The sequence below is a fragment of the Citrobacter europaeus genome, from assembly GCA_020099315.1.
GTDB lineage: Bacteria > Pseudomonadota > Gammaproteobacteria > Enterobacterales > Enterobacteriaceae > Citrobacter > Citrobacter europaeus.
This window is the reverse complement of the sequence record CP083650.1, coordinates 680352-694293: the sequence shown is the minus strand read 5'-3', so window position 1 is coordinate 694293 and position 13942 is coordinate 680352. Positions and strand designations below refer to the sequence as shown.

General features: G+C 51.4%; 13 protein-coding genes. 5 read left to right on the top strand and 8 right to left on the bottom strand.

Translation table 11 applies throughout. The annotated features are described in order from the left end of the window. Nucleotides 1-7 precede the first annotated feature (7 nt). From ftsL to leuO, 7 genes are all read right to left on the bottom strand, one after another. The gene (gene ftsL, locus LA337_03295; GenBank protein UBI16735.1) at nt 8-373 is read right to left on the bottom strand and encodes a cell division protein FtsL; all 366 of its coding nucleotides are present in this window, start codon (nt 371-373) and stop codon (nt 8-10) included. Continuing rightward, nucleotides 370-1311, bottom strand: coding sequence for a 16S rRNA (cytosine(1402)-N(4))-methyltransferase RsmH (gene rsmH, locus LA337_03290; protein ID UBI16734.1), 942 nt, complete (start codon nt 1309-1311; stop codon nt 370-372). The genes ftsL and rsmH overlap by 4 nt, the downstream gene beginning before the upstream one ends. 1 nt (nt 1312) lies before the next feature. Then, nucleotides 1313-1771: a division/cell wall cluster transcriptional repressor MraZ gene (gene mraZ, locus LA337_03285; GenBank protein UBI16733.1), complete on the bottom strand. Its 459-nt coding sequence runs from the start codon at nt 1769-1771 to the stop codon at nt 1313-1315. A gap of 612 nt (nt 1772-2383) precedes the next feature. Continuing rightward, entirely contained in the window at nt 2384-3388 is a 1005-nt protein-coding gene (gene cra, locus LA337_03280) for a catabolite repressor/activator (protein ID UBI16732.1), read from the bottom strand. Between the two features lie 252 nt (nt 3389-3640). Further along, nucleotides 3641-4132, bottom strand: a complete 492-nt coding sequence (gene ilvN, locus LA337_03275) for an acetolactate synthase small subunit (GenBank protein UBI16731.1) — start codon at nt 4130-4132, stop codon at nt 3641-3643. Nucleotides 4133-4134: 2 nt separating this feature from the next. After that, nucleotides 4135-5859 (bottom strand): acetolactate synthase 3 large subunit, encoded by a 1725-nt coding sequence (gene ilvI / locus LA337_03270; GenBank protein ID UBI16730.1) that lies wholly within the window; start codon nt 5857-5859, stop codon nt 4135-4137. Nucleotides 5860-6177: 318 nt separating this feature from the next. Further along, on the bottom strand, nt 6178-7125 hold the full coding sequence (gene leuO, locus LA337_03265; GenBank protein ID UBI16729.1) for a transcriptional regulator LeuO: 948 nt from the start codon (nt 7123-7125) through the stop codon (nt 6178-6180). Between the two features lie 654 nt (nt 7126-7779). On the opposite strand from leuO, the gene leuL reads away from it, so the two are divergent. The 5 genes from leuL to leuD all read left to right on the top strand — a co-directional run bounded on the left by leuL (nt 7780) and on the right by leuD (nt 12638). Further along, nucleotides 7780-7866, top strand: coding sequence for a leu operon leader peptide (gene leuL / locus LA337_03260; protein ID UBI18394.1), 87 nt, complete (start codon nt 7780-7782; stop codon nt 7864-7866). A gap of 90 nt (nt 7867-7956) precedes the next feature. Next, entirely contained in the window at nt 7957-9528 is a 1572-nt protein-coding gene (leuA, locus tag LA337_03255; GenBank protein ID UBI16728.1) for a 2-isopropylmalate synthase, read from the top strand. Continuing rightward, a complete protein-coding gene (gene leuB / locus LA337_03250; GenBank protein ID UBI16727.1) occupies nt 9528-10619 on the top strand; it encodes a 3-isopropylmalate dehydrogenase in 1092 nt (363 codons plus the stop codon). The genes leuA and leuB overlap by 1 nt, the downstream gene beginning before the upstream one ends. 2 nt (nt 10620-10621) lie before the next feature. After that, a complete protein-coding gene (gene leuC / locus LA337_03245) occupies nt 10622-12022 on the top strand; it encodes a 3-isopropylmalate dehydratase large subunit (protein UBI16726.1) in 1401 nt (466 codons plus the stop codon). 10 nt (nt 12023-12032) lie between these two features. Further along, a complete protein-coding gene (gene leuD / locus LA337_03240) occupies nt 12033-12638 on the top strand; it encodes a 3-isopropylmalate dehydratase small subunit (GenBank protein UBI16725.1) in 606 nt (201 codons plus the stop codon). Between the two features lie 90 nt (nt 12639-12728). Here the strand turns inward: leuD and LA337_03235 are convergent, their stop codons facing one another. Further along, nucleotides 12729-13907, bottom strand: coding sequence for a sugar efflux transporter (locus tag LA337_03235; GenBank protein UBI16724.1), 1179 nt, complete (start codon nt 13905-13907; stop codon nt 12729-12731). Nucleotides 13908-13942: the final 35 nt, after the last annotated feature.

Below are 13942 nucleotides of genomic sequence, written 5' to 3'. Positions count from 1 at the left end.
TTTATCCTTATTTTTGTACTACGATATTTTCTTGTGAGGGATCAACATGCTGCATTTGCAGCTTTTCCGTTGCGATCCGTTCAACACGGCTATGGTCGCCGAGCGCGTTCTCCTCTAGGATCAAGTTACGCCATTCGATATCCAGCGCATCTCGCTCCAGAACCAGCTGCTCACGCTGCGCGGTCAGTAACCGCGTATGGTGTGCTGTTGTCACGACGGTAACCGCCGTCAAAATAATGCAAATGAACAGGCAGAGTGGCAGCTTCCCATACCGCAAAAGATCGTCACCGATCACGCCAGGCAAGGCATGGCGCTCGTTGCTTCCTATCGATCCTTTAACTTTGCTGAGGGCTTCTGTCACTCTGCTGATCATGCGTTCGTCCTCTCTGCAATACGCAGAACTGAACTACGGGCACGAGGATTTTCAGCTACCTCTTCTTCACCCGGCATCATCTTGCCTAGTGCTCTTAACTCACGGCCGCCCAGTTTTTTGATCTGCGCTTCGGTCATCGGTATTCCAGCCGGAACCTGAGGACCACGGCTTTGTTCGCGCATAAAGCGTTTCACAATGCGATCTTCAAGCGAATGGAAACTGATTATCGAAAGGCGACCACCTGGTGCCAGCACGCTGAGCGAGCTTTTTAGCGCCTGCTCTATCTCCTCCAGTTCACTGTTCACCCAAATGCGCACCGCCTGGAAGGTACGGGTCGCGGGATGTTTGAATTTGTCTTTCACCGGCATTGCCGCCGCAATCACCTCTGCCAGCTCTTTAGTGCGGGTCATTGGTTCGATGCGGTTGCGCTCCACGATGGCGCGAGCAATGCGTTTGCCGAAGCGCTCTTCGCCAAAGGTTTTGATCACCCAGGCAATGTCTGCTTCATCGGCGGTTTGCAGCCATTCGGCCGCTGACTGACCGCGTGTCGGGTCCATTCGCATATCTAACGGACCGTCACGCATAAATGAGAATCCGCGCTCAGCGTCGTCAAGCTGCGGAGAAGAAACCCCAAGATCGAGAAGAATCCCGTCGATCTTACCGGTCAGTCCGCGCTCGGCGACGTAGTCAGCCAGCGCAGAAAAAGGTCCATGGACGATGGAAAAACGGGGATCGGTAATCGTCTGTGCAACGGCAATAGCCTGCGGATCGCGATCGATGGCCAGTAAACGTCCCTCTTCGCCAAGCTGGGAGAGGATCAGACGTGAGTGACCACCGCGACCAAATGTCCCGTCAATGTAGATGCCGTCTGGACGAATATTCAGGCCGTTTACGGCTTCATCCAGCAACACCGTTGTATGTTTATAATTTTCCATCATTTTATAGAGACAAATCCTGCAATCGTTCCGACAGCGCGCCGGTAACAGACTGCTCAGCGTCGATATCTTCCTTGACCTGTTGATACCAGGTCGTTTCATCCCACAGCTCAAACTTATTGAACTGCCCAACCAGCATCACTTCTTTCGTTAACCCTGCGTGTTGCCGCAGAATGGGCGCTATCAATAAGCGACCAGCGCTATCCATCTGACATTCGCTGGCATGACCCAACAACAGGCGCTGTACGCGACGCTCAACTGGATTCATGCTAGACAGACGCGATAACTTCTGTTCGATGATTTCCCATTCAGGCAGGGGGTACAGCAGCAGGCACGGGTGATGGATGTCAATGGTGCAAACCATTTGACCGGTAGCGCTCTCGAGCAGTTGATCCCGATAACGGGTAGGCACGGATAAGCGCCCTTTACTGTCGAGATTAACTAACGTTGCTCCCCGGAACATGCCAGCCTCACCCCCGATTACCACTTTATCCCACAAATTCCCACTTAAAGGAGTTTACGGAGCGGAGGAAAACCTTGTCAAGCAAGTCACGGCGCTTAGCGGAGCAAAAAACACATTGTTTACGGCTAATATCAGCGTTGAACAAATTCCGTACAGCAAACGAAGCAAATTAACGTCATGAATATTTGTAAGAAAAAAATCCAACAACTCATGATTGTTTAAAACAACTGAATATCATCAAAAGAAAATATAAAGTGTCAGTTTGCGACGCGAGCGGCATTTTAGGACAATATGCAGCGAGATAACAGTACCAGTTAATCAGTCTGTACGCCGCACAGGAGCGAGGTGAAGGTGAGATTGCCACAACGCAGCAGCAAAGTGTTTGTTAATTCGGCAAATCCCTACAAGCATGTAACAAAATAATACAACCGTAACGCGTCGTTACTTCTCAATAACCCCAAAATGGAGAGTTGCATTTTTAATTCGGCATAATTTAAGAATCAATTTCAGATAATTCTAAAGAATATTCTTAATTATAATGCGGTTATTTCTGAGAATGGAATAATTGATGACGTCAGAGGCTTATCCCGCCGACATCATCAATTGAGGCTCTTAGTTACGGCTAAGTATACCGCGACGGTACAGATTACGCCGTATACGCGTTAATCCTGGTTTTGGTTTTCGCGGCTCATCCAGGCTTGCCAGCACAATCTCCAGCACGCGCTCAGCAACATCGCGATGACGCTGCGCTACCGCCAGTACCGGGCACTGCAGGAAGTCGAGCAGTTCGTGGTCGCCAAACGTCGCAATCGCCAAATCAGACGGTAACTGCCCGTCGCGACGCAGGGTCACATCCATCACTCCCTGCAGCAGAGCAAACGACGTGGTAAACAGCGCCTGAGGCATTGGATGCGTTTCCAGCCATTTATCAAACAACTGCGCGGCAGCTTCACGTTCATAGCTGTTGGCATAGAGGAAATGCACTTCACGCGGATCGTCTTTCCATGCGGTACGGAAACCCTGTTCGCGCAAGAAACTGACGGATAATTCAGGGAGCGCCCCCAGATAGAGCACGGTTTCAGCAGGGAATTTACGTAACTCCTCCGCCAGCATTTGGGCATCATCCTGGTCTGCGCCCACCACGCTGGTGAAATGTTCGCGATCCAGCGCGCGGTCCAGCGCCACAATCGGGAATGAACTGTTCGCCCAGCGCTGATAGAACGGGTGTTCAGGCGGCAAGGAGGTCGACACAATAATGGCATCAACCTGGCGTTGTAAAAGATGCTCAATACAACGCATTTCGTTATCCGGCTGATCTTCAGAGCAGGCAATCAACAGTTGATACCCGCGCTGACGCGCCTGGCGCTCCAGATAGTTTGCGATCCGAGTATAGCTCGTGTTCTCGAGATCCGGGATCACAAGCCCAATAGAACGTGTGCGTCCAGCACGTAGCCCGGCCGCCACGGCGTTCGGGTGGTAATTATGCTCACGCACCACCGCCATGACTTTTTCGACCGTTTTGTCGCTTACGCGATATTGCTTTGCTTTGCCGTTAATAACGTAGCTTGCAGTCGTTCGCGAAACGCCGGCCAACCGAGCGATTTCATCCAGTTTCACAATTGCCCCTTGCGTAAAATGTACAAACCATAACCTTTTAGATGGCATGGGTTAAACTTCTTAACATCTAAGCGCAGAATAATGACTGCGGCAACCGCTTTTGTCTCTGGTTACTGCTGATTTCGCAAAAAAAAGCAACCGATAGCCAATGCTTCTCGCCCAGGCCGGATAAGCATTAGCACCATCCGGCAAGGTATTATTGCCTGATGCCGACGCTAGCGCGCCTCATCAGGCCTACGTTATCCCTGCACGTTAGCGCATAATTTTATCGCCGCGAGAAAGTCCCACCACGCCGGAACGGGCAACCTCCACAATTTTGGCGACTTCACGCAGGGTTGCCAGAAACGCATCCAGCTTATCGCTGGTGCCCGCCAGTTGTACGGTGTAGATCGACGGCGTAACGTCGATGATTTGCCCGCGGAAAATCTCCGTGTTACGTTTCACCTCTTCCCGGCCATAACCGCTGGCCTGGATTTTCACCAGCATGATTTCTCGTTCAACGTGCGCGCCCTGCCCCAGTTCGCTGACGCGCAGAACATCCACCAGCTTGTGAAGCTGCTTTTCGATCTGCTCCAGGACTTTCTCATCCCCAACCGTCTGAATCGTCATCCGCGATAAGGTCGGATCGTCAGTCGGCGCGACGGTCAGGCTTTCAATGTTGTATCCGCGCTGGGCGAAGAGGCCAATCACACGCGACAATGCACCCGACTCGTTTTCCAGCAATACTGATAATATCCGGCGCATAATCAGGTCCTCTCCGTTTTGCTTAACCACATTTCATCCATCCCGCCCCCACGAATCTGCATCGGGTAGACATGCTCACTGCCATCGACGGTGACATCGACAAACACCAGACGATGGTTACGCACATGTTCCAGCGCTTCGCCCAGCTTGTTCTCCAGTTCATCTGGATGATTAATCTGGATACCAATATGCCCATAAGCCTCGGCAAGGCGTACAAAATCGGGCAGCGACTGCATGTAAGACTGGGAGTGGCGCCCGGAGTAGATCATGTCCTGCCATTGTTTGACCATGCCGAGATAGCGGTTGTTAAGGTTGAGCACCAGCACCGGCAGTTCATATTGCAGCGCCGTCGACAGCTCCTGGATGTTCATCTGAATGCTGCCATCTCCGGTCACGCACACCACCGTTTCATCGGGCAGCGCCATTTTCACCCCCAACGCCGCGGGTAAACCGAATCCCATGGTGCCGAGGCCGCCTGAGTTAATCCAGCGGCGTGGTTTATCGAACGGATAGTAAAGTGCGGCAAACATCTGATGCTGACCAACATCAGAGGTCACATATGCCTCCCCTTTCGTCAGACGCCAGATGGTTTCTATTACCGCCTGTGGTTTAATACTTTCGCTTTGCGTGTCGTATTTCAGGCACTGACGGGCGCGCCATTGTTCAATCTGTTGCCACCAGTCACGGTTATCATCCAGCGGCTGCTGTGATTTTTCCTGCTCCAGCAACTCAAGCATCTGATCCAGCACCAGGCGAGCATCGCCCACAATCGGAATATCCGCCGTGACGGTTTTTGAAATGGAGGTCGGATCGATGTCGATATGCAGTACGGTCGCATTCGGGCAATATTTTGCCAGGTTATTGGTCGTTCGATCGTCAAAGCGAACGCCGACGGCAAAGATCACATCGGAATGATGCATGGTCATATTGGCTTCGTAAGTACCGTGCATGCCCAACATACCCAGCGCCTGGCGATGCGTGGCCGGAAACGCGCCTAACCCCATCAGCGAGGAAACAACCGGCAGATTCAGTGCTTCGGCAATCTGCCCCAGTTGTTGGTGGCAGGCGGCATTCACCGCGCCACCGCCCACATAGACCACCGGTTTCTTCGCCGCTACCAGCGTTTGCAGAGCACGTTTTATCTGACCTTTATGTCCGGTCGTTGTCGGATTATATGAACGCATACTTACAGACTCCGGCCAGCTGTAAGGCAGTTTTTTCGCCGGATTCAGAATATCTTTCGGCAAATCCACTACCACCGGTCCCGGACGACCGCTTGCCGCCAGCCAGAAGGCTTTTTTCAGCACCTGCGGGATGTCTTCCGTTTGTTTAACCAGGAAGCTGTGTTTTACCACCGGGCGGGATATGCCCACCATGTCGCACTCCTGAAAGGCATCGTAGCCAATCAGGGAGGTGGCAACCTGTCCGGAGAGGATCACCAGTGGAATGGAATCCATATATGCCGTTGCAATCCCGGTGATTGCATTGGTTGCCCCCGGTCCGGAAGTGACCAAAACAACGCCGACTTCCCCCGTGGCGCGCGCCAGGCCATCAGCCATATGTACCGCGGCCTGTTCATGACGGACCAGCACATGATCAACACCGCCGACCGTATGTAGCGCATCATAAATATCGAGGACGGCCCCCCCGGGATAACCGAATACCTGCTTCACACCCTGATCGATGAGCGATCGGACGACCATCTCGGCTCCAGACAACATCTCCATGGCTTGCCTCACTCTTATAATGAATTACGGTTTAACAACACATTAACCGCTGACGATGACGCATGGCAATTGACTCCGAAGGGGTGGCACTGGAGTAAATTAGAATAAAACGGAGGAAAGAATCGAATAAATGGAGAATTAAACCATCATAAGCAATTGATATGATAAATAATCGCTTAAAAAGGGAGACTTACAGCAATTACTCTATTTTTTTACAGGTCAGGGTATATATAAAAAGTAGAGTTCAGCATAAAATTTCAGACATAAAGAAAAAAGCAGAATAAACCAGATGTATCCCCCGATTTATTCTGCCAACTGCTACTGCTTGCAGACGGAGACCAACAGCTCTTCCATCCATTGATGTCCTTTATCGCGACCCGCAGCCTCATGCCATGAAAGATAACATGTGCGGCTATTCAATTTTAAAGGTAAAGGCAATATTTGCAGTTCTAAAGAATCGGCGAACTCTTCTGCCAACCAACGCGGCGCAATAGAAACCAGATGCGTTTGCGACACAATATTAAGCACGCTAATTAATGCCATTCCCTGATAAGCCACGCAGGATTGTTTATCCGGTGTGTCATACCACGGCTGGCTGAATGATGCGAAGCGATCGAGGGAAACCACGGCATGCTGTTCATTATAGAGATCGCTTTCCAGCAATGGGCCACTAATACGCGGATGCTTTTTACTCGCCACTAACACCATTTCGTCATTGAATAATGGAATACTGGAGAATTCTGGACGACGGAACTCTTCATAGCTAATAACAAACTCAGTTTCCTGATAACGTAATTGATGCTCAGTATTTTGATTGAGTGAAGATTTAAAAACGACATTAATATTCGGTGCGACTTGCTCAACTCGATTATAAATCAATGAAGTAAGAATATTATCCAACGGGCTACATACACAGAGATTGAAAACACGCTCACTGCTGGCAGGTTCAAAGCCGGAACCAGGCAGTTCATTCTGCACTAATTGCAATGCCTGGCGAACAGAGCCAAACAACTGAAAAGCTCTTGCTGTAGGCTGTATCCCGCGTCCATATCGAACAAAAAGCTCATCGTTAAACATGACCTTCAGGCGCGCGACCGCATTACTGACAGCGGGTTGCGACATCCCCAACGTATGCGCGGCACGGGTAATATTTTGTTCCTGCATCACCGCATCGAAAACGGTTAATAGATTGAGATCAACCATACGAAGCTGTGGCTTACCCATCTCTATAAGATTCGTTTTATCTATTATTTTTACTTCTGGCATATTTAACTCCACTGTCACTCTAAACTCCCTTTTCCCAGACGGAGTGAAGAAATAATCTCCGTTAATATGATTTACCATGCATATAAAATGAGAAAAAGAAAAAACATTAAAATTAGGAAAACATAAAGGCACAAACCTAAATGAACAAAAGACCAATGCGAGCGCAGTGTGGCAGAGGTCACTGCACGATGATTCATATGTTTAAATTTCAAAAACAATATAACCATAAGCACGACGAATACACAATCATACGTATTATGAATGTATATTTAAGTTTTAATTAAATGTTTATATTATTAATACATTAAAAGTTAACATTAATTTATCAATTATGTGGCGTCAGGCTGGCTTAACACATTCAGAGTTACTATAAGAACAGGCAAATCATAAAGATATGAAATCTCAATAGAGTAGTTTTCTTCGATTCATCGTTACAATAAATGCAAATAAATATGCTCAAATATGTCAAACCGTGAAAAGTATGTTCAGCCATCAGCGGATTAATTTTATATACCCAGAAAAATTCAGCACAATTCGCTTAAGTTTTGCAGAAATTTCATCCCTCAATCAGAGCCTTCCCGAGGGATGGGGTTGACATCAGTCTTCATATCCAGTACCACTAAAAGCATATCGCATTCGCCTGGAGCTTGATTGATGACTTACATTGCTCGTTTCAACGGTCTACTACTACTAAACGCACCTTCGTTGCGCGGTAGACTGGTGGACGACATTCAGCATTAAGTCAGCTCCAGTTAAGACAAAAAACCCGCGCCGTTGCGCGGGTTTTTTTATGCTCGAAGCAAGGCGCCCTAAAGACCAAGGACCTAAACCATGAGCCAGCAAGTCATTATTTTCGATACCACCTTACGCGACGGTGAACAGGCGTTACAGGCGAGCCTGAGTGTGAAAGAAAAACTGCAGATTGCGCTGGCCCTCGAACGAATGGGCGTTGACGTGATGGAAGTCGGTTTCCCGGTCTCTTCACCGGGTGACTTTGAGTCCGTACAAACCATCGCTCGTCAGGTTAAGAACAGCCGCGTTTGTGCCTTAGCACGCTGCGTAGAAAAAGATATCGACGTCGCCGCAGAATCTCTGAAAGTCGCCGAGGCTTTTCGCATTCATACGTTTATCGCCACTTCGCCGATGCATATCGCGACGAAATTACGCAGCACGTTGGATGAAGTAATCGAGCGCGCTGTCTACATGGTTAAGCGTGCGCGTAATTATACGGATGACGTGGAGTTCTCATGCGAAGATGCTGGTCGAACCCCTATCGCCGACCTGGCCCGCGTGGTTGAAGCGGCGATTAATGCGGGTGCCAAAACCATTAATATCCCCGATACCGTTGGCTACACTATGCCTTTCGAATTTGGGGCAATCATTTCTGGTCTGTATGAACGCGTACCGAATATCGATAAAGCCATCATCTCCGTACATACCCATGATGACTTAGGCCTTGGCGTCGGCAACGCGCTGGCAGCCGTCCACGCCGGTGCTCGCCAGGTGGAAGGTGCGATGAACGGCATCGGCGAACGCGCCGGTAACTGCTCACTGGAAGAAGTGATCATGGCGATCAAAGTGCGCAAAGATATCCTGAACGTACAGACTCGTATTAATCACCAGGAAATCTGGCGCACCAGCCAGTTAGTCAGCCAAATCTGCAACATGCCTATTCCGGCCAACAAAGCCATTGTCGGTAGCGGGGCGTTTGCCCACTCCTCCGGCATCCATCAGGACGGCGTGCTGAAAAATCGTGAAAACTACGAAATCATGACGCCTGAATCCATCGGCCTGAACCAGGTGCAGCTGAACCTGACTTCCCGTTCCGGACGCGCCGCGGTTAAACACCGTATGGACGAGATGGGATATAAAGAGAATGAATACAGCCTGGACAACCTGTACGACGCGTTCCTGAAGCTGGCGGATAAAAAAGGTCAGGTATTTGATTACGACCTGGAAGCACTGGCCTTTATTAATAAACAGCAGGAAGAGCCGGAGCATTTCCGTCTGGATTACTTCAGCGTACAGTCCGGCTCAAATGACATTGCCACCGCCTCCGTCAAGCTGGCCTGCGGTGAAGAAGTCAAAGCCGAAGCGGCGAACGGTAACGGTCCGGTCGATGCCATTTATCAGGCCATCAACCGTGTGACTGAATACAACATCGAACTGGTGAAATACAGCCTGACCGCCAAAGGGCACGGTAAAGATGCGCTGGGTCAGGTAGATATCGTGGCCAACTATAACGGTCGTCGTTTCCACGGCGTCGGTCTGGCTACGGATATCGTCGAATCTTCTGCTAAAGCAATGGTTCATGTGCTGAATAACATCTGGCGCGCCGAAGAAGTCGAAAAAGAATTGCAACGCAAAGCTCAGAACAACGAGAACAACAAGGAAACCGTGTGATGTCGAAGAATTATCATATTGCTGTTTTGCCGGGTGACGGTATTGGCCCGGAAGTGATGGCGCAAGCCCTGAAGGTACTGGACGCAATCCGCAACCGTTTTAACATGCGTATTACCACCAGCCACTACGACGTGGGTGGTGCCGCTATTGATAACCACGGTCAGCCGCTGCCGCCTGCAACGGTTGAAGGCTGTGAGCAAGCTGACGCCATTCTGTTTGGCTCCGTTGGCGGTCCGAAATGGGAAAATCTGCCGCCAAACCAGCAGCCTGAACGCGGCGCGCTGCTGCCATTACGTAAGCATTTCAAATTATTCAGCAACCTGCGCCCGGCTAAGCTGTACCAGGGTCTGGAAGCATTTTGCCCTCTGCGGGCAGATATCGCCGCGAACGGTTTCGACATCCTGTGCGTGCGCGAGCTGACCGGCGGGATCTACTTCGGTCAGCCAAAAGGCCGCGAAGGCAGCGGTCAACATGAAAAAGCATTTGATACCGAGGTTTATCACCGTTTTGAGATCGAGCGTATTGCGCGTATCGCGTTTGAATCCGCTCGCCAGCGCCGCCGCAAAGTCACATCGATTGATAAAGCCAACGTACTGCAAACATCGATTCTTTGGCGCCAAATCGTCAATGAAATTGCGAATGAATATCCAGACGTTGAACTGGCGCATATGTACATCGACAACGCGACAATGCAGTTGATTAAAGATCCGTCCCAGTTCGACGTGCTGCTGTGCTCCAACCTGTTTGGCGACATCCTGTCTGACGAATGCGCCATGATCACCGGATCAATGGGTATGTTACCGTCCGCCAGCCTGAATGAGCAGGGCTTTGGTCTGTACGAACCCGCAGGCGGTTCCGCCCCGGATATCGCCGGGAAAAACATTGCCAACCCTATCGCCCAAATCCTGTCGCTGGCGCTGCTGTTGCGCTATAGCCTGGATGCCAATGATGCGGCCACCGCTATTGAGAGCGCCATCAATCGCGCATTAGAAGAAGGCATTCGCACCGGTGACTTAGCCCGTGGCGCTGCCGCAGTCGGTACTGATGAAATGGGTGACATCATTGCCCGTTACGTCGCAGAAGGGGTGTAATCATGGCTAAAACGTTATACGAAAAATTGTTTGATGCGCACGTTGTCTTTGAAGCGCAAAACGAAACCCCGCTGTTGTATATCGACAGGCATCTGGTGCATGAAGTGACCTCTCCGCAGGCGTTTGATGGCCTGCGCGCGCATGGACGTCAGGTGCGCCAGCCCGGTAAAACCTTCGCCACCATGGACCACAACGTCTCCACGCAGACCAAAGACATTAACGCCTCCGGCGAAATGGCGCGTATTCAGATGCAGGAATTGATCAAAAACTGCAATGAATTTGGCGTCGAACTGTACGACCTGAACCACCCGTATCAGGGTATCGTCCACGTGATGGGACCTGAGCAAGGCGTAACGTTGCCGGGTATGACCATCGTCTGCGGCGATTCCCACACCGCCACACACGGCGCATTTGGCGCACTGGCCTTTGGTATTGGCACCTCTGAGGTTGAACACGTTCTGGCAACGCAGACCCTGAAACAGGGGCGCGCCAAAACCATGAAGATTGAAGTCAACGGTCAAGCAGCGGCTGGCATTACCGCTAAAGATATCGTACTGGCGATTATCGGTAAAACCGGTAGCGCAGGCGGTACCGGACACGTCGTTGAGTTTTGCGGCGAAGCCATCCGCGCGCTGAGCATGGAAGGCCGCATGACCCTGTGCAACATGGCCATTGAAATGGGCGCCAAAGCGGGTCTGGTCGCACCGGATGAAACGACCTTTAACTATGTGCAGGGTCGTTTACACGCACCGAAAGGCGAGGATTTCGCCCACGCGGTAGAGTACTGGAAAACGCTGAAAACCGACGACAATGCAACGTTTGATACCGTCGTTACTCTGCAGGCAGAAGAGATCGCGCCGCAGGTCACCTGGGGTACGAACCCGGGTCAAGTCATCTCAGTGAACGATAATATTCCCGATCCGGCTTCATTTGCCGATCCCGTTGAGCGCGCATCGGCTGAAAAAGCGCTGGCGTATATGGGGCTGAAACCGGGCATTCCTTTAACTGAAGTGGCTATCGATAAAGTGTTCATCGGTTCCTGCACCAACTCGCGTATTGAAGATTTACGTGCCGCGGCGGAAATCGCCAAAGGACGTAAAGTCGCGCCTGGCGTTCAGGCGCTGGTAGTGCCGGGTTCTGGTCCGGTGAAAGCGCAGGCGGAAGCGGAAGGTCTGGACAAGATCTTCATCGAAGCAGGATTTGAATGGCGTTTGCCTGGCTGTTCCATGTGCCTGGCCATGAACAATGACCGCCTGAACCCTGGCGAGCGTTGCGCATCCACCAGCAACCGTAACTTTGAAGGTCGTCAGGGCCGCGGTGGTCGTACGCACTTAGTCAGTCCGGCCATGGCTGCCGCTGCCGCCGTCACCGGTCATTTTGCCGACATTCGCAGCATCAAATAAGGAAACTACCATGGCAGAGAAATTTACCCAGCATACCGGCCTGGTTGTCCCACTGGATGCCGCCAACGTTGATACCGACGCAATTATTCCTAAACAGTTTTTGCAGAAGGTTACGCGCACCGGTTTTGGCGCACATCTGTTTAACGACTGGCGTTTCCTGGACGAAAAGGGGCAACAGCCTAATCCAGAGTTTGTGCTGAACTTCCCGGAATATAAAGGCGCCTCAATTCTGCTGGCACGGGAAAACTTTGGCTGCGGCTCTTCACGTGAACATGCGCCATGGGCGCTGACCGATTACGGCTTTAAAGTGGTGATCGCGCCAAGCTTCGCCGACATCTTCTACGGCAACAGTTTCAATAACCAACTGTTGCCGGTGACCCTGAGCGACGCGCAGGTAGATGAATTGTTCGCGCTGGTGTTAGCCAACCCGGGGATTAAATTTGAAGTGGATCTCCAGGCGCAGGTGGTGAAAGCAGGCGATAAGTCCTACAGCTTTAAAATCGACGACTTCCGCCGCCACTGCATGCTGAATGGTCTGGACAGCATCGGGCTGACGCTGCAGCATGAAGCGGCCATCACCGAGTATGAAGACAAGCAGCCAGCGTTTATGCGCTAGTCATTGCGATACCGGATGCGCTGCGCTTATCCGGCCTACAAACGCACTCCAACTGTAGGCCGGATAAGCGCAGCGCATCCGGCAACATGATTAGACGTCCTTCACCCGCCCGGTCATCACCAACGTAACGACAGAAATTGCCGCAATCACCCAATAGACGGCAAAGTGGCCGTAGCTTTGCGCAACAGCTCCCTGAATCACTCCCGCCAGGATGACTCCCGTTGAAATACTGTTGGTAAATAGTGTGGTCGCTGACCCCGCTCGTCCGGGCATCAAATCCTGAAACCACAGCATGCCTATCCCGGCGATAATACCGATAAATACCGCGTTAAACAGTTGCAGCACCAGCAGCGCCGTACGGCTGTGAAAGAAGATTAAACCCAGATAAAACAGCACGCCCGCCGCAACTGCCGCGATCATCATTCGCCGTTTACCAAAGCGCTTCACGTAATAGCCCGCCAGAATCATCGCCGGAATTTCCAGCCCAGCCGCCGTTCCCATCAGGATCCCGGCCAGCTTGTCCGGCAAGCCCAGCTCAAGGCTTATCCACAGCGGCATATCGATGATGTACATGGTATTGCAGGTCCACATCAGCGTGGAGGCAATAAACAGCATGCGCACATTTTTGTCCTGCCAACCACCAGTGTGTTCGAGCGGCACATCTACAGGCTGCTCCACCCGCGCGACGGACGGCAGTATCAGCGCAATTAGCACCAGGCTAATGGCAAAAATCCCTGCGGCAATGGAAAACATCGCCGTAAAGCCGTAATTCAGGGCCAGCATGAAGGCCAGCGGCGGTCCAATCACCCATGCCAGTGAAAGCTGCGCACGCATCACCGAGCTAAACATCACCACTTCACGCGCGGAGTTATCAGCATATTCTCGCGCCAGCGCAAACAGCTGCGGCATCGCGGTATTCGCCAGCGAGGCCAGCAGCACACCGCAGGTGATCAGCGTAAGATAGTGGCGATTAAACGCAAACAGCAGCGCGTTGCCAATTGCCATCAGGCAACAGAACATGATCAGCTTGCGCCGATCGCCCTGGCTGTCGGATCGTTTCGCGAGACCCAGGCTGACAACGATCCCGACAATCGCATTGACGGTGTAAAACAGCCCGACCCAAAATGGCTGCGCCCCGACTTCACGGCTCAGGAACAGGCTCAGCGTGGGAGCCTGCAATGCACCCGCCACGCCCATCATAAAAGCGACCAGCATAAATGCCGCGTAAACGCCGTTGAGGCGCCGTCCCATGGTCATAATCCAGAGCATATCTTTCCTTTTAAGCGCAGCTGAAACGAAAAAAG

Bases quoted from the DNA above. Each gene is read 5' to 3' on its own strand.
- ftsL (UBI16735.1), bottom strand. From the start codon at position 373: ATGATCAGCAGAGTGACAGAAGCCCTCAGCAAAGTTAAAGGATCGATA.
- rsmH (UBI16734.1), bottom strand. From the start codon at position 1,311: ATGATGGAAAATTATAAACATACAACGGTGTTGCTGGATGAAGCCGTA.
- mraZ (UBI16733.1), bottom strand. From the start codon at position 1,771: ATGTTCCGGGGAGCAACGTTAGTTAATCTCGACAGTAAAGGGCGCTTA.
- ilvN (UBI16731.1), bottom strand. From the start codon at position 4,132: ATGCGCCGGATATTATCAGTATTGCTGGAAAACGAGTCGGGTGCATTG.
- ilvI (UBI16730.1), bottom strand. From the start codon at position 5,859: ATGGAGATGTTGTCTGGAGCCGAGATGGTCGTCCGATCGCTCATCGAT.
- leuO (UBI16729.1), bottom strand. From the start codon at position 7,125: ATGCCAGAAGTAAAAATAATAGATAAAACGAATCTTATAGAGATGGGT.
- leuL (UBI18394.1), top strand. From the start codon at position 7,780: ATGACTTACATTGCTCGTTTCAACGGTCTACTACTACTAAACGCACCT.
- leuA (UBI16728.1), top strand. From the start codon at position 7,957: ATGAGCCAGCAAGTCATTATTTTCGATACCACCTTACGCGACGGTGAA.
- leuB (UBI16727.1), top strand. From the start codon at position 9,528: ATGTCGAAGAATTATCATATTGCTGTTTTGCCGGGTGACGGTATTGGC.
- leuC (UBI16726.1), top strand. From the start codon at position 10,622: ATGGCTAAAACGTTATACGAAAAATTGTTTGATGCGCACGTTGTCTTT.
- leuD (UBI16725.1), top strand. From the start codon at position 12,033: ATGGCAGAGAAATTTACCCAGCATACCGGCCTGGTTGTCCCACTGGAT.
- LA337_03235 (UBI16724.1), bottom strand. From the start codon at position 13,907: ATGCTCTGGATTATGACCATGGGACGGCGCCTCAACGGCGTTTACGCG.